The 15,515-nt window shown below is 48.1% G+C and carries 11 protein-coding genes and 1 tRNA gene; 5 read left to right on the top strand and 7 right to left on the bottom strand.

Annotation, left to right across the window (positions count from 1 at the left end):
• Nucleotides 1–127: 127 nt before the first annotated feature.
• A tRNA-Pro gene (locus tag ACTHS4_RS01645) sits at nucleotides 128–204 on the bottom strand.
• A 199-nt stretch (nucleotides 205–403) separates the two neighbouring features.
• On the opposite strand from ACTHS4_RS01645, the gene recC reads away from it, so the two are divergent.
• Both recC and ACTHS4_RS01635 read left to right on the top strand, forming a co-directional pair.
• Nucleotides 404–3,703, top strand: coding sequence for an exodeoxyribonuclease V subunit gamma (gene recC, locus ACTHS4_RS01640; protein WP_070825973.1), 3,300 nt, complete (start codon nucleotides 404–406; stop codon nucleotides 3,701–3,703).
• 3 nt (nucleotides 3,704–3,706) lie between these two features.
• Nucleotides 3,707–4,213, top strand: coding sequence for a thioredoxin family protein (locus tag ACTHS4_RS01635; RefSeq protein WP_371459962.1), 507 nt, complete (start codon nucleotides 3,707–3,709; stop codon nucleotides 4,211–4,213).
• 114 nt (nucleotides 4,214–4,327) lie between these two features.
• On the opposite strand, the gene lapB is transcribed toward ACTHS4_RS01635, so the two are convergent.
• Nucleotides 4,328–5,497 (bottom strand): lipopolysaccharide assembly protein LapB, encoded by a 1,170-nt coding sequence (gene lapB, locus ACTHS4_RS01630; protein WP_070825664.1) that lies wholly within the window; start codon nucleotides 5,495–5,497, stop codon nucleotides 4,328–4,330.
• Nucleotides 5,498–5,522: 25 nt separating this feature from the next.
• Nucleotides 5,523–5,846: a LapA family protein gene (locus ACTHS4_RS01625; RefSeq protein WP_070825666.1), complete on the bottom strand. Its 324-nt coding sequence runs from the start codon at nucleotides 5,844–5,846 to the stop codon at nucleotides 5,523–5,525.
• 213 nt (nucleotides 5,847–6,059) lie between these two features.
• Here ACTHS4_RS01625 and ilvE point away from each other — a divergent pair, with 213 nt between their 5' ends.
• Both ilvE and ACTHS4_RS01615 read left to right on the top strand, forming a co-directional pair.
• Nucleotides 6,060–7,058, top strand: a complete 999-nt coding sequence (gene ilvE, locus ACTHS4_RS01620; RefSeq protein ID WP_070825667.1) for a branched-chain-amino-acid transaminase — start codon at nucleotides 6,060–6,062, stop codon at nucleotides 7,056–7,058.
• Nucleotides 7,059–8,146: 1,088 nt separating this feature from the next.
• Nucleotides 8,147–10,387, top strand: a complete 2,241-nt coding sequence (locus ACTHS4_RS01615) for a right-handed parallel beta-helix repeat-containing protein (RefSeq protein WP_070825711.1) — start codon at nucleotides 8,147–8,149, stop codon at nucleotides 10,385–10,387.
• Nucleotides 10,388–10,479: 92 nt separating this feature from the next.
• Here the strand turns inward: ACTHS4_RS01615 and metE are convergent, their stop codons facing one another.
• From metE to iscX, 3 genes are all read right to left on the bottom strand, one after another.
• Nucleotides 10,480–12,756, bottom strand: a complete 2,277-nt coding sequence (gene metE / locus ACTHS4_RS01610; RefSeq protein ID WP_440365422.1) for a 5-methyltetrahydropteroyltriglutamate--homocysteine S-methyltransferase — start codon at nucleotides 12,754–12,756, stop codon at nucleotides 10,480–10,482.
• Between the two features lie 89 nt (nucleotides 12,757–12,845).
• Nucleotides 12,846–13,727: a methylenetetrahydrofolate reductase gene (metF, locus tag ACTHS4_RS01605; RefSeq protein ID WP_049330686.1), complete on the bottom strand. Its 882-nt coding sequence runs from the start codon at nucleotides 13,725–13,727 to the stop codon at nucleotides 12,846–12,848.
• A gap of 168 nt (nucleotides 13,728–13,895) precedes the next feature.
• Entirely contained in the window at nucleotides 13,896–14,093 is a 198-nt protein-coding gene (gene iscX, locus ACTHS4_RS01600) for a Fe-S cluster assembly protein IscX (protein ID WP_049349676.1), read from the bottom strand.
• 316 nt (nucleotides 14,094–14,409) lie between these two features.
• Between iscX and ACTHS4_RS01595 the strand changes: the two genes are divergently transcribed.
• Nucleotides 14,410–15,030 carry a hypothetical protein gene (locus ACTHS4_RS01595; protein WP_308881565.1) on the top strand — a complete coding sequence of 207 codons (621 nt, stop codon included), beginning with the start codon at nucleotides 14,410–14,412 and terminating at the stop codon, nucleotides 15,028–15,030.
• A gap of 75 nt (nucleotides 15,031–15,105) precedes the next feature.
• On the opposite strand, the gene fdx is transcribed toward ACTHS4_RS01595, so the two are convergent.
• On the bottom strand, nucleotides 15,106–15,447 hold the full coding sequence (gene fdx, locus ACTHS4_RS01590; protein WP_003686005.1) for an ISC system 2Fe-2S type ferredoxin: 342 nt from the start codon (nucleotides 15,445–15,447) through the stop codon (nucleotides 15,106–15,108).
• Between the last annotated feature and the right edge of the window lie 68 nt (nucleotides 15,448–15,515).

Here is a 15,515-nt window from a genome sequence, read left to right as displayed (position 1 = left end):
AAGAAGGTGCTCATGGAAAATCCCCTAAATGTCTTGGTGGGAATTTAGGGGATTTTGGGGAATTTTGCAAAGGTCTCAGGCTTGCCGAATGTAAAAAACCTGCTTGGACTCAAGCAGGTTTTGTATTTGGTCGGAATGAGAGGATTCGAACCTCCGACCCCTTCGTCCCGAACGAAGTGCGCTACCGGGCTGCGCTACATTCCGAATGTGGGAAATTATAGGATAGGAGAAGCCGGTTTGTACAGGGGTCGATAAATAATTAATAATTGGCTGCCGATGGGTTTGTTTTAGGCCGTCTGGAGCGATGTGTTTCAGACGGCCTGTGTTTTTGTTTGCCGCTTCTGCTGAAGCATTTGTCCTAATGGCATTATAATGTGGGCAATTGTTTTTTAGATTGTCTGCTATGTTTTATCTTTATCAGTCCGACCGTTTGGAAGCGCTTGCCGAAATGTGCGCGCATATTCATCAGGCCTTGCCTTTGGATGCTGTATTGGCACAGGAAGAAGTGGTGGTGCAGAGCCAGGGGATGCGGCGTTATCTGAATGTGTTTTTTGCGCGCAAACTCGGCGTGGCGGCGAATTTGAAGTTCAGCCTGCCGGCCGGTTTGGCATGGCAGCTGATGCGTAAATTGGTTCCCGATGTGCCGCCGCTCAGTCCGTTTTCGCCTGAAGTTATGCGCTGGCGTTTGCTGGATTTGTTCCGCAGCGAAGCGTTTCAGACGGCCCCGGAGTACGAAAACGTGCGCCTGAAGCTGGAAAGTTATTTACACAGTTCGGCCTCGGCAGATTATCAGCTTGCCGGACAAATGGCGGATATTTTCGACCAATATTTGGTGTACCGCCCGGATTGGATTGATGCGTGGCAGGCCGGGAAGCTGCTGGGCTTGGGCGATGATGAGGATTGGCAGGCGCGGCTGTGGCGTTATTTGGACGATGGCAGCCAATCTGCGCCGCACCGCGTGGCCTTGTGGGAAAAGCTGTTGGCGCAGTTGGATAAATCGGTCTTGCCGCAAAGATTGTTCGTATTCGGCATTTCGACAATGGCGCCGATGTATCTACAACTGCTGCACCAAATTTCCAAGCATTGCGATGTGTTTGTGTTTGCACTCAATCCGAGCAGCCAATATTGGGGCGAGGTCATCGACGAGGCACAGATTTTGAAAAGGGGCGATGAGGCGGATTTGTCGCAGGCAGGGCATCCGCTGTTGGCTTCTTTGGGTAAGCAGGGGCGCGATTTCTTTGATTTTCTGTCGGAAGTGGAAACCGAGCAGGATATTCAGGTTTATGAAGAGGGAAAAGACGATACCTTGTTGCATTGCCTGCAAAACGATATCCAAAACTTAATCATGCCGTCTGAACGCTTGTATCAACAGGAAGAAGGCGAAGCAGGCGCGCAGTCGGCTTTGGTTCATGTTCACGATGCGGACGGCAATCCAGTGTGCGTCGAGCCGGACAAACTGTTGAATGACGGCTCGGTCAAAATTGTTGCGGCACACAGCCCTTTGCGCGAACTGCAGATTTTGAAAGAAGAGCTGTCGCTGGTGTTGCAAAAAAATCCCGACTGGCAGCCGCACGATATTGCCGTGTTGACGCCGAACATCGAGCCGTACAGCCCGTTTATCGAAGCCGTTTTTGGACAGGAGCATGCAGGCAGCCAGGCTTTACCGTATTCGATTTCGGATGTGAAACTCAGCCGCCGTCAGCCCTTGCTGTATGCTTTGGCGCAAACGTTGGACTTGCTGGAGAGCCGGTTTGAAGTGGACAAGGTTTTGCCTTTGCTGGAAAGCCGGTTGGTGCTGCAACGCTTCGGTTTGAGCGAGGAAGATGTGCCGCTGCTGCATGAGGCTGTTGCCGGATTGAATGTGCATTGGGGTTTGGACCAAACCATGCGTGAGGGAAAAGACAACCTCTTTACTTGGCAGCAGGCGGTAGAGCGTTTGGCCTTGGGCTGGATGCTGCCCGAAGGCGGTAACGGCATGTGGCAGGGCGTGAGCGCGTGGCATAGTAATGTCAACCAGTTGGACGTGTTCAGCGGTTTTGCCGAATTTATCCGCACTTTGGCCGATATGGCGGCGCAATGGCAAGAGCCTGCCGATGTGGAAAGCTGGGTGCAGCGTTGCCGCGATTTGCTAGAGAAACTGTTTGCTCCGGATACAGACGACCAATACGCCAAGCAGCAGTTTGAGCAGTCTTTGGCGAAATGGCAGGAAGAGGCGCAGTTAGCCGAATTTGACGGATTGTTGCCGTGTAAAACCGTTATCCGCCATATCCGCCGCTTTTTGGACAGCGAAAGCCAAGCCGGATTTTTGAGCGGTGGCATCACTTTTTGCAGTATGGTGCCGATGCGCAGCCTGCCGTTTAAAATGGTTTGCCTGTTGGGTTTGAATGACGGCGATTTTCCGCGCAATACCAAAGCGGCGGTGTTCGACCTGATTGCCAAACATCCGAAAAAAGGCGACCGCGCCCGCCGCGACGATGACCGTTATCTCTTCCTCGAAGCCTTAATCAGCGCGCGAGAAATGCTGTATTTGTCTTACATCGGCCGCGATATACGCAATGATGCCGAGTTTGCGCCGTCTTCGTTAATCAGCGAGCTGCTGGATACCATTGCCGCCATGACAGGGAAAAGCGGGCGCGAGTTGTCGGAGAAATGGGTGAAACATCATCCTTTGCAGGCGTTCTCACGCCGTTATTTCCAAAAGGACGCGCTTTCAGACGGCCTCTTCAGTACGCGCCAAGATTACGCCGATGCATTGAACCAGCCGCAAGCGGAAGCGCAGCCGTTTTTCCTTGAGGCTTTAAGTCAGGAGGAGCCGGGCAAAACCATTCATCAGGGCGAGCTCATCAGTTTTTGGCGCAACCCTGTCAAAGTTTGGCTGAAGAAAAATTTAAGTTGGGATCAGCCGTATCTGGACGGTGCATGGGAGTCTGCCGAACCGTTTGAGCCGCAACATGAGGGTCGGATTGCCGATGCCTATTTGGATGCGCGGCGCAAAGGGGAAGATTTTGAAGATACGGCCATTCGACTGAATGCCGAAAGCCTGATGCCGGTAGGCGAATTGGGCGGTTTGTGGCAGAAGCAGTATCAGATATCTGCAAAAAACGTAGATGCCGAGCTGATACGCAGTGACAAAAGGCTGTCTGAACCTTATGAGGCATATTTTGACGACTTGGTTTTACAAGGCACCATCGGCAATCTTTACGAATGTGGCCGCATTGTGTTCCTAAATCAAAAAGACAATGCCCCCAACCGAATTGCCCGTTTATTGGAGCATTTGATTTTTTGCGCCATTGCCCCTAAATCCGTTGAAAACCGACAAACCTATATGGTCAGCTTGGGGCAGACCGAAACCTATGCCGCCATCGGGCAACAAACAGCAAAAGAACTTTTGAAAGAATGGTTGGTATATTTCCGAATCGGACAAAATACCCCCTTGCCGTTTTTTGCCAAAACCAGCCTTGCCGCTGCGGAGGAGTACAACAAGAAAGAGGATTGGGATGCTGCCTTGAGAAAAGCCCATGAGGTTTTTAACGGCAATAAAATGAGTAAAGGGCAGAAAGAATATACCGAAGTGAAGCTGGTGTTTGGCCATTCAGACGAATCGCCGCTTGATGAGCCGCTATTTGAAAACCTTGTCGTCAATCTGCTTGTTCCGCTTTTGAACAGCGCGGCAGGGAAAAACAATGCAACAGAACAGGAGTAAAGCATGGCCACTTATACAGAATATTTGGATTTTGATACCGAAGAAGACAAATTGAAACAACAGCAGCTCTATCAGGCGACCGAGCTGTCGGCGCAAACGGCAGCGGCGGTCAAAAAGATCAGCCGTCCGCAAAACTGGCTGCTTGCCGCTGCGCCATATTGTCCCGATTGCCGCGTATTTGTGCCGTTTATTCAAAAAATGGCGGAGCTGAACCCCAATATCCGCGTCAACTATATTGCCCGCAGTGATTTTGACGACAGCAGCCGTTTTGATAATCCGCGCCAACAGGAAATCGTCCGCGCCAATCAAAAAATTCCTGCGCTGTTTCTGACGGGTCATGAAGAGGATGGGCCTGTGTTTAACGAGTTTCCGCAAGTGGTGTTAAACCAAATTGCGGCAGATGAAACCCGTCGCACAGAATTGCGCGATGCATACCGTGCCGGTGAATTTAATGCCGATATTGAGGCTCAGATTGTAGCGGCGTTAGCATGGGCAGAGCAGCGTTGTTGAGCAGATATTGCTGGTGTGTGCGCCTATGTTTTGAATCGCTTTGATATTTTGCTTTGTAATAAAAAGGCCGTCTGAAAAGATTTCAGACGGCCTTTTTTGATATTTAACGCTTTATCAAATCTCGATTTTATTCGGCGTAAAGGTTTGCCATTTGTTGCAGGCTGGGCAGTGCCAGAAGAAGACTTGGGATTTGAAGTGGCAGTTGCGGCAGCGGTACATGACGCTTTTTTGCAGCTGGCGGCCGATAATGGAACGAATCATATCGGTGTCGGCTTTCCACTCCGGATTCATACTGCTGAGTTTCAAGCCAAGCAGACGGTACACGCCGTTGAGGTCGGGTTTTTGACGGACGAGTTCGACAGCGATTTGCGCCGCTTCGGTTTCGCCTTTGAGCAGCAGGGCCTTCTCGTAGATGACGTTGATCAGGTCAAGATCGGGGAAGGTCTGCATATAGCCGATGAGGCGGTTGAGGCCTTCTTCCTGTTTGCCTTGTGCGGCATAGGCTTCATAGAGTTTCTCGCCGACCATGCTCAAATAGGCGTGGTTTTGCTGCTCGATGGCGGAATACGCTTCCACTGCGGCAGAGAAGTTGCCCTGACGGTATTCGATATCGCCGAGGATGATGTTGGCGCGCGTACATTTTTTGTTGGCTTCGAGTGCTTTGCCGATGTTGTAGCGAGCGGCATCGAAGTTGGATTTGAACAGCGCGGCTTGGGCGATTTCGCAATAGAACTGGGCGATTTCAAACTGGTAGGTCTGTTCGTCATGGCTCAAGAGCTGCGCCATTTCGATGGCTTTTTCCCAGTCTCGGTCTTGTTGGTAGATGCTCAAAAGGTGTTGGCGGGCTTCGCGTGCCATATCGCCTTCCTGCAAACCGAGGAAGATTTGTTCGGCACGGTCTACCAAGCCTGCGCTTTGGTAGTTTTGCGCCAATTCAAAAAGCACGCGTGCGCGTTTTTCGTTGACTGTGTCGGGCGAATCGAGCAGGGCGCGGTGCATATTGATGGCTTTGTCGTTTTCGCCGCGCTGACGGTAGAGCTTGCCTAGGGTCAGGTTTAGGTCGTATGACTGCGGCTGCTGGTCGATCACTTCCGCCAATTCGCGCGCGGCGCGACCGCTGTTGCGGTCAACGAGGGCATCAAGGCTTTTGTAAAACCCTGCCGGTATGCTTTTGGCCTGTTTCAGGACGGTCTTCATATCGACGCGCGCGGCAAACCAGCCCATAGCGAAGAAAACGGGGAGGAGGACGATGGGCAGTAAGATGACCCACAATTCGTTGTCCATGGTATTCCTTTATTGATTGGTGGCGTTACGCTTTGGGAGTGGCTTCGGAAGTCGTTGCCGGTGTTTCGGTTTTGACCGGAGTCAGGTCTTTTTCGGAAAGGTGGGCATGTTTTTTCACTTCGGCGCGCAGGCGGTTGTTTTCGCTGCGCAGGGTCAGCAGACGGCCGAAGAGGGCAAACATACCGAATACGATGCCGATAATAAATGCACCGAAAAGCACGACAATCAGCGGCAGATTGATGTTTTGGCCGGGCAGGTAGAAGAAGGATACGGTGTGGGTATTGGTGATGGCCAGCAGGAGGAAAACAAGAAGAATCAGGATTTTGATGATGGTAGAGATGAGTTTCATGGGTTACTCCGGGTTGGCTGCGGTTGGGGCAGGCCGTCTGAAAAATGGTATCAGTTTAAACGATTTGCCGGATTTCGGATAGGACGGCATGTTTCAGACGACATGGGAAGGGTATCTTTAATGCTGACGGGTACTTGTCAAACCCATATTGAAAGGCGTATTGTTCAGTCTTTAGTTATTATCTTACAAATCAGAATAAGAAAGGCAATCATCATGAGCAGACCAGTCCCAGCCGTATTCGGCAGCGTTTTTCACGCTGAAATGCCCGTTATCGCTTATCGTGAAGGTAAATGGCAACCGGTAGAATGGCAATCTTCCAAAGACCTGACACTCGCCCCCGGCGCACACGCCCTGCATTATGGCAGCGAATGTTTTGAAGGTTTGAAGGCATTCCGTCAGGCAAACGGCAAAATCGTGATGTTCCGCCCGACCGCTAACATCGCGCGTATGCAGCAAAGCGCAGATATTCTGCACCTGCCTCGTCCTGAAACGGAAGCTTATTTGAATGCTTTGATCGAATTGGTCAAACGCGCTGCCGAAGAAATTCCTGATGCGCCAGCTGCGTTGTATCTGCGTCCGACTTTGATCGGTACCGATCCTGTGATCGGTAAGGCCGGATCTCCTTCTGAAACTGCTTTGCTGTACATTCTGGCTTCTCCTGTCGGCGACTATTTCAAAGCCGGTTCGCCCGTTAAAATCTTGGTTGAGACCGAACATATCCGTTGCGCCCCACATATGGGTCGTGTGAAATGCGGCGGCAACTACGCTTCCGCCATGCCTTGGGTATTGAAAGCCAAAGCAGAGCACGGTGCAAACCAAGTGCTGTTCTGTCCGAATGGCGATGTTCAGGAAACCGGCGCGTCTAACTTTATCCTGATTAACGGCGATGAAATCATTACCAAACCGTTGACAGACGAATTCCTGCACGGCGTTACCCGTGATTCCGTGCTGACTGTTGCCAAAGATTTGGGCTACACTGTTACCGAGCGCAACTTTACTGTCGACGAGCTGAAAACTGCGATTGAGAATGGTGCGGAAGCGATTCTGACTGGTACGGCTGCGGTCATTTCTCCGGTAACTTCTTTCGTGATTGATGGCAAAGAAATCGAAGTGAAGAGCCAAGAGCGCGGTTACGCAATCCGTAAGGCAATTACCGACATTCAATACGGTTTGACAGAAGACAAACACGGCTGGTTGGTCGAAGTTTGTTAAATAGAACGTATTCAATAAAAAAGGCCGTCTGAAATATTTTTTCAGACGGCCTTTTTTATTGGATTTTAGAGAGGGAAGACAAATAATAAAATGCTAAATTTTACAAACAAACGGTAGCATTTTAAGATAATCGGTATATAATGCGCAATTATGTTGTAAAAATACACATTGAAAATATCGAATTTTATTGATTTTTTGATGAAGTTAAAAACATTTATAGATATTTATTTTGTATATTTTGTAAATTTAGTTAAATGGGAAATGCTAAAAACATATTGTGTTAGAATTCCCCTCCTTTTTGGCTTCGCGGTATTAACTCTGTCACGCCAAAAAGAAAAACAATGCAAGATAAAACCATTTTTATTTTGCTATAAAAATCAAAAATAACTTAACTTTGGATGAACTAATTAATTAAAAAGGGACTCTGATACATTTTCCGTCAAAAATAACCGGATACATGGTACGCGGACAGATTGCCTATAAAAGCCATCCAAGGGTTCTGTCCAAACACCATTACCGTTTTCAATCAGAAAATCGGCAGAAGGGGAAACGCTGCCGATTTTCTCAAAGTGGCCAGCTTCAGTTTGGCCTTTATACAGGCAATTGCTGTTACGACAGAATCCGTCTTACCTCTTTATTCATCGAACTTTTTTGTTGCACGCTTGTGCGGTGGGAAAGGACGATATTTGATACAAGGAAATACGCTGATTATGTCACATAAACTTGCTCCTCTTGGCCGTACCCATATCCGTCAAGGCTCCTCAACTCCTGAAACCACTTCCGAATCATCTTCTCCTCTAAAAGAATGGATACACACCCAAAATTGGGGGAGAAGTCCGTCTGTTTTTCCTGAACCCAAGCAATTAAGCGGTAAAAATACTGTAACGAAAGAAGCGGTTCATGTGGCTGAGGCAGCAAGATTAAACAGTACCTCATCATCTTCAGACGGCGTTGTAACAAAAATGCGTGTCGCACGGGCCAGCGTTGCTTCTGCAAGTAGCGTTCCCGGTAAAAATACCATTGCGTCTAAAGTAACGGACAAACACGTTGTTTCAAAAGAGCCGGTAAACAAACCGGTTAATCAATCAATGGAAAAAATTCTGGCTGAAAAGCAAAAAAAATACGAAGAGGCTAAAGCAAAAAAAATAGCCGAAGCCGCCACAGCCAAAGCAAACGCCGTCGAGCATGCAAAAGAAGCGCATAAAGCAGCAGTCGAAAAAGCGATTGCAGAGCGTAAAGCCAAACAAGACGCTGCCCGCAAAGAAAAAGAGGCAGAAGACAGAATTGCCGAAGGAAAAAAAACAGTCGAAATTGTGCATAAAAAGATTTTGAACGATTCAGACGGCCATAACAAAGTCGTGAGCGTTTCTTCCGGCAAAAAAACAGCCATGAGTCACGATAGCCACCTCAGTTCAGTCAAAGAAAACAAAATTGACGATCATACCGAAAACAGGGCAGGTGTCTCTGGAAAATACCGCGTGTATCAATCTAAAGAGTATGGTAATTATGTTCGTGTGAATGATTTTGGTGCCGATGCGCAGGGTAAAAAAGACAGCCTTCAGGCATTTAAAGCGGCTTTAGAGGCGGCTCATAAAGAAAAAGCCATGGTCTTCTTGGATGGTACCTACTATATTTCCAACCAGATTGTGATGGATAAAACCGTTTCCGGCGCACGCGGTTTGTTTGGTTCGGGGATGGGTAAAACCAAAGTAACGTTTGATAAGGCGCAGACAGGCGTGTTCAATCCGAACACCAACCATGATGACATTCGCCAATTTGCCGGTATCTTGATCGATGGACAAAACAATAAAACCATTGCCAACTTGTCGGTTCAATATACCAACCCTGATTTTTACCGCAAAGGCTTAAGCTATTTTGGCAAGGTAAACGGCATTTTGGTGAACGATGCGGACAATACTTTAATCAGTAAAGTAGAGGTTTCCGGTGCCAATCGTGCTGGTGTGATGTTCACGTCGACCGCTTCTTTGGAAAAGGAAAAAGGTCAAAAGCTGACCTTTAAAGAGCGCGTACAAAGCGGCGAAATTGATGAAAAATATGAAGCGCTGCCTTTGGGTGAAAACAACCGTATTGTTGATTCGTATCTGCACCACAACCGCGTTGCCGGTGCGCTGATCGGTTTCCAACAAAACTTTATCGGCGAGGGCAACCGTTTGGATTGGAACGGCCACGAAGCGGATGGCGGTACCGGCTACGGTATGGCTGTGGTTGCGGGCAGCTACAATTACGGTGTCACATACCGTAAAAACACGACCAACCACAACTACCGCAAAGGCTTGGATGTGCATGATGGTACAGGCATTGTCATTGAAGACAATGTGTTAACAGGTGACCGGCTGTATGGTATTGCTGCTTACAACCGCCAGTTTTCTATGGATAAAGTCAAAATTACCGGCAATACCATTATCCAAGACCCGAGCTTCCGTTTAAATGTTGATGATGACTTGGGTAAGTACTACCACATGTATTCAGGTATCCAGGTGCAAACCAATACCCAATACAAAGATTTGCACTCGGCTGACAAAGGCTATTTCGATATCAGCAATAATGTCATTAAAAATCTGACGGTTTATCAAAACAATATTCAGACTTACGCGATTGAGTTCCGTAACCATGAAAGCAAAATGGATTACACGCTCAATATGGCAAACAACAAGATCAGCGGCGAATCTACAAAATATCTAATTGCCGTCATCAACGATACTTACGACCGCGTTTTATCTAAAAACGGCATTGGTAGCGGTACCATTACCATCAGCGGCAATGATGCCGATATCGGCAAGATTATGAAAGGCGCAGTACCGGTTTATGTGGAAGAACACCATGGTAATGTCGCTATGCATGGTGCGGTGACCATTCACAACAACAAAATTTCCGTGCGTGAAAAATCTGACGGCTATGTCGAATTTGCTTATTTGAAAAGCAATGCCAAAGAGTACAACATCACCAATAACACATTGAAGCTTGGTGGTGCTCTGGATGATGTTTTGGTAGACGTACACAGTACCAACCCTAAGGGCAAGGCATCTTTAAATGTAGCTAACAATAAAATCATGACGGACATTAAAGGTGAACTGTATGATTCATGGCTGCGCTTTGAAAATAACATCAAAACGTATTCAGAAGGCAATAGCCATAACGGCGAAGCACAGAAAAAGGTGAATACGACCGGCAGTAAAGTTGCATTGAGTGATATCTTGTCAGAAGCCAACCATATTGTTGAAACGACTAAAGAGACTGTGTATCACCATACTAAGAACGTGTATACATCAGGAGTGGAAGAACATCATACAACGACAGGGATTTTGTAAGCTGTTGAAGTCGTAATCTTTATAGTTTAAATATCGATAAATAAAAAAAGGCCGTCTGAAAATTTTCAGACGGCCTTTTCATCTAACTCACATTATTTAGCCAGTTCGGCACGCAGTTTGTGGGTTACGTTCATCATCACTTGGAGTTGTTCCAGAGTTTCTTTCCAACCACGTGTTTTCAGGCCGCAGTCTGGGTTCACCCACAGACGTTCAACCGGTACAACCTCGATGGCTTTGCGCAACAGGTGCTCAACTTCAGCTTCAGTCGGTACGCGTGGGCTGTGGATGTCGTAAACACCTGGGCCGATGTCGTTCGGGTATTTGAATTCGCCGAACGCAGTCAAGAGCTCCATATCGGAACGTGAAGTTTCAATGGTGATGACGTCAGCGTCCATAGCGGCGATGGCTGGCAGGATGTCGTTGAACTCGGAGTAGCACATGTGAGTGTGGATTTGAGTGCTGTCTTCGCAACCGGTAGAGGACAGGCGGAAAGATTCACCGGCCCAGTTCAGGTAGGCGTCCCAATCGGCACGTTTCAAAGGCAGACCTTCGCGGATGGCAGGTTCGTCAATTTGGATGACTTTGATGCCGGCTTTTTCCAGATCCAATACTTCGTCGTTCAAAGCCAGTGCGATTTGTTTGCACACGGTAGAGCGAGGAATATCGTTGCGGACGAAAGACCATTGCAGAATGGTTACAGGGCCGGTCAACATACCTTTCATCGGGCGTTTGGTCAGGCTTTGTGCGTAAGTAGACCAAGCGACAGTCATGGCTTCAGGACGGCTTACGTCACCGAAGATGATAGGTGGTTTAACGCAGCGTGAGCCGTAGCTTTGTACCCAGCCGTATTGGGTGAATGCAAAACCGCTCAACAATTCGCCGAAGTATTCAACCATGTCGTTACGCTCGGCTTCGCCGTGTACCAGTACGTCCAAGTCCAGTTTTTCTTGCTCTTCAACCACCAAGGCGATTTCTTTTTTCATCGCAGCTTCGTAATCGGCGGCAGACAGTTCGCCTTTTTTGAAGGCTGCGCGTGCTTGGCGGATTTCGGTAGTTTGTGGGAAAGAGCCGATGTTGGTAGTCGGCAGCAGAGGCAGGTTCAACCATGCTTGTTGCGCTTTGATACGGTCGGCAAATGGAGATTTGCGTTGGTCTGCGTTGGCAGGCAAATCGGCCAGGCGTTTGGCAACGTCTGCACGGTGGATTTCGCTGCTGTTGGCACGGGAGTCGGCAGCAGCTTGGCTGGCGGCCAGTTCTTCGGCAACAGAATCACGGCCTTTGTTCAATGCGGCTTTCAGAACGCGCAATTCTTGGGTTTTTTGCAGGGTGAATGCCAACCAAGAGTACAGGTCAGGTTTGTTGGCTTTCAGTTTTTCTTCAACTGACAAGTCAAATGGAGTGTGCAGCAGAGAGCAAGAGCTGGAGATCCACAAACGGTCGCCCAGTTTGGCTTGCAGAGGCTCAACAGTTTCCAAAACTTTGTTCAGGTTGGCGCGCCAAATGTTGCGGCCGTCGATAACGCCGGCAGACAGAACTTTGTCGTAGTCGGCAAATGCGTCCAGTTGCTCAGGAGCGCGTACCAAGTCGATGTGCAGGCCGTCAACAGGCAGGGATTTCAGCAAAGCAGCGTGTTCGGCAACAGAACCGAAGTAAGTGCTCAACAGGATTTTGGCGTTTACTTTGCTCAAAGTGGCGTAAACGTCTTTGTAGGCTTCTACCCATTCTTTAGGCAGGTCAACAGCCAAAGCTGGCTCGTCGATTTGAATCCATTCGGCACCGGCTTCAACCAAAGCGTTCAGGATTTCAACGTAAACAGGCAACAGTTTAGGCAACAGGCTCAGACGGTCGAATTCGACAGCGCCTTTTTCTTTACCTACCCACAGGAAAGTCAATGGGCCGACGATGGTCGGTTTGGCTTTCAGGCCCAAAGCTTGGGCTTCTTGCAGTTGTTGAACGTAGTGTTTGGCGTTGGCTTTGAATTCGGTATCGGCGTGGAATTCAGGCACCAAGTAGTGGTAGTTGGTGTCGAACCATTTGGTCATTTCGATAGCGAATTGGTCTTTGTTACCACGGGCCAGTTGGAAGAATTGTTCCAAAGACAGGTTTTGGCTGTCGAAGCCGAAACGGGCAGGGATGGCACCGGTAGCAACTTGCAGGTCGAGGATGTGGTCGTAGAAAGTGAAATCGCCTACAGCAACGTAGTCAGCGTTGGCAGCAGCTTGGTGTTTCCAGTTTTTCTCGCGCAAGTCTTTAGCAACAGCCAGCAATTCTTGCTCGCTGATTTCTTTGCGCCAGTATTTTTCTTGTGCGAATTTCAATTCGCGGAAGGCACCGACGCGCGGGAAGCCTGAAAAATGCAATGTTGTCATGTTAACTCTCCTAGTTGGAATTTTGAATCAGACCGGTATGGCCTGAATGTTCGATATTGTAAATCAGAATGGGGAGGCCGTCTGTTTTATTAACGGGGGCGCACACCCAAAATATGGCAGATGGCGTAAGTCAGTTCGCTGCGGTTGAGGGTGTAGAAGTGGAAGTCTTTGACACCTTCGCGCGAGAGGACTTTGACCATGTCGATGGCGATGCTGGCGGCAACAAGGTTGCGCGTGCCTTGGTCGTTATCCAAACCTTCGTACATTTTAGACAGCCAGCTTGGGATTTTGACGTTGGTCACTTGGGCCATTTTGGTCAATTGTTTGAAATTGGTTACAGGCAGGATGCCGGGAACGATTTCAACGTCAATGCCCATCATCACGCAACGGTCGCGGAAGCGCAGATAGCTTTCCACGTCAAAGAAGAATTGGGTGATAACGTGGTTTGCACCCGCATCGATTTTGCGTTTCAGATTGATCAAGTCGGCTTGTGCGGATTTGGCTTCCGGGTGCACCTCTGGGTAGGCCGCTACGGAAATATCAAAGTCAGCAACGGAGCGCAACAGTTTGACCAAATCTTCGGCATAAAAAGGTTTTTTCTCATAGCCTGGCGGCTCGTCGCCACGCAGGGCGACAATGCGGCGGATACCGCTGTCCCAATAATCTTTGGCGATTTGGCGCAACTCGTCAGGGCTGGCATCGATACCGGTCAAGTGAGGGGCTGCGTCAAGGCCGGTTTCTTGTTTGATGCGTTTGACGATACTGTGTGTGCGGTCGCGTTCGCCGGAGTTTGCACCGTAGGTTACGGAAACGAATTTCGGGTGCAGGGTTTGCAGGCGATGGATGGAATCCCACAGCATGGTTTCCATTTGTTCGTTTTTCGGTGGGAAAAATTCGAACGAAACATTGATGTCGCCTTTTAAATCAGAAAGGCTGTTGTTTAAAGCGGCGATTTCTCGAGCGTGATTCATGGTTATGCACCTTCTGCATATCTTTTATTTGTTGTCAGACTGCATAATAATTTTGAGGTTGGTATGAGTCAATTTCGAAATTTTCCGAAATTGTATGAATAGATTTAATAAAGACCTCAGGCCGTCTGAAAGACAGCCTGAGGTCTTGTTTGATGAAAAGGGAAAAGGTTATTCCGTTTCATCTATCCAGGCTTGTTGCACGGCTTCGAGAATGCGTTCGCCGCAACGCGCCGGATCATCGTCAAATTCAGGCAAAGCCATAATTAAATCACGCAGTTGGGTAAAGCGTACGGTTTTCGGATCGATGCTGTCGCCGTGTAAGTCGTAGAGTTCTTCTGCGATGCGTTGGGTATCTGTCCATTTCATGATGTGTTCCTTTATTTGGTCTTTAGGCTGTTGGTGAACATTTTAATTAAGAAGTAGGCGGACTGCCAGAATGTTTTACTGTAGATGCGGATATAAATAATGCAGGTATTTTTTAACAAAATAGCATATTTGCGTTAAAATACGGCACGACACTTAAAAACTACGGCACATTCGCTTTGAATTTGCCGTTTTATATATTTTATTCCGTTTTGAATGATGGTTTGCGCATGAATAATTTACATTATCCCAATGCAACCAAATCATCTGGAACGGCTCTTAATACAAAATCCATCACGTAAAAATAAAAGGAAAAAAGATGAATAACGCACTCAACGCCAAGCTGTCCAAACTGATTTACGCGCTTGCTTCCGATGATTCGGAGTATCTGTTTAAAGCAGACGCATTCGACCGTTTACTGCTGTTGGTTCGCGAACTTTATCGGATGCTGGACGAAACAGACGGTTTGAAGCAGCTGGTGTTCCGTCTGTATTACGGCAAGCACTATGGCTTAATTAAACTGGATGCCGCTTCGCCCAATGACGATGCAGGCGCATTGAGGTTGAAACGTTGGATGGTTTATTCGCGTATTGCAGAGCGTATCGAAAATTGCGGCAAGCATTTGTCGGTTGTGCTTGAAGATGCGGTGTTGGAAAATGGCGCGGACAAATCTCATTATATAGATGAAGCCAATGCCATTATCGAGCGTTTCGGTTTGGTAAGGGATGAGGCTGCGCTTTCAGCTATCGAGGCAGAGGAAGTGTTAAAGACAGAGGCTGAACTGCCGACAGTAAATAAATCTCAGAATGCTGCTCCCCGTTATAACGGCAATATGCATCAAATCAGAATGCAAGAAAAAATTGAAAATTACTCCGCTACGCAGAAAGTGGCCTCCATGCAGATTTCGCGTATGCGTTTTATTTTCCCTCATATCAAATAATTTGCTACATAACCAAAAGGCCGTCTGAAAACCATGAATTTATGGTTTCAGACGGCCTTTTCATTAAACCTTGTTTTAATGGTCTTCACGCGCGTGGTTGATCGTATATTTAGGAATTTCTACGACCAAATCTTCATCGGCAACGACTGCCTGACAGCTCAAGCGTGAATCGGCTTCCAAGCCCCATGCTTGGTCGAGCAAGTCTTCTTCCAATTCGGTCGGTTCTTCCAGGCTGTCAAAACCTTTGCGGATAATCACGTGGCAGGTGGTGCAGGCACAGGATTTTTCACAGGCGTGATCGACTTCGATATCGTGGTCGAGCAGTACGTCAAGGACGGTTTGGCCTTCCGGTGCGTCTTCGATAACCGCGCCTTCGGGGCATAATGTCGCGTGTGGGAGTACGGTAATTTTTGGCATTTTTATTGTCTCAGTTGTTTAAGAGTGGTTGTGGTTAAAGCGGTTTCAGACGGCTTTGGATATTCAAT

Origin of the sequence: Neisseria sp. P0014.S009 (assembly GCF_051958155.1) — a bacterium.
Lineage (GTDB): Bacteria > Pseudomonadota > Gammaproteobacteria > Burkholderiales > Neisseriaceae > Neisseria > Neisseria flavescens_C.
The sequence above is the reverse complement of the archived record's forward strand: the minus strand, read 5'-3'. Positions and strand labels throughout refer to the sequence as shown.

What these genes read in the sequence shown, in the direction of transcription:
- recC (WP_070825973.1), top strand. Translation starts at nt 404, where the DNA reads ATGTTTTATCTTTATCAGTCCGACCGTTTGGAAGCGCTTGCCGAAATG.
- ACTHS4_RS01635 (WP_371459962.1), top strand. Translation starts at nt 3,707, where the DNA reads ATGGCCACTTATACAGAATATTTGGATTTTGATACCGAAGAAGACAAA.
- lapB (WP_070825664.1), bottom strand. Translation starts at nt 5,497, where the DNA reads ATGGACAACGAATTGTGGGTCATCTTACTGCCCATCGTCCTCCTCCCC.
- ACTHS4_RS01625 (WP_070825666.1), bottom strand. Translation starts at nt 5,846, where the DNA reads ATGAAACTCATCTCTACCATCATCAAAATCCTGATTCTTCTTGTTTTC.
- ilvE (WP_070825667.1), top strand. Translation starts at nt 6,060, where the DNA reads ATGAGCAGACCAGTCCCAGCCGTATTCGGCAGCGTTTTTCACGCTGAA.
- ACTHS4_RS01615 (WP_070825711.1), top strand. Translation starts at nt 8,147, where the DNA reads ATGGAAAAAATTCTGGCTGAAAAGCAAAAAAAATACGAAGAGGCTAAA.
- metE (WP_440365422.1), bottom strand. Translation starts at nt 12,756, where the DNA reads ATGACAACATTGCATTTTTCAGGCTTCCCGCGCGTCGGTGCCTTCCGC.
- metF (WP_049330686.1), bottom strand. Translation starts at nt 13,727, where the DNA reads ATGAATCACGCTCGAGAAATCGCCGCTTTAAACAACAGCCTTTCTGAT.
- iscX (WP_049349676.1), bottom strand. Translation starts at nt 14,093, where the DNA reads ATGAAATGGACAGATACCCAACGCATCGCAGAAGAACTCTACGACTTA.
- ACTHS4_RS01595 (WP_308881565.1), top strand. Translation starts at nt 14,410, where the DNA reads ATGAATAACGCACTCAACGCCAAGCTGTCCAAACTGATTTACGCGCTT.
- fdx (WP_003686005.1), bottom strand. Translation starts at nt 15,447, where the DNA reads ATGCCAAAAATTACCGTACTCCCACACGCGACATTATGCCCCGAAGGC.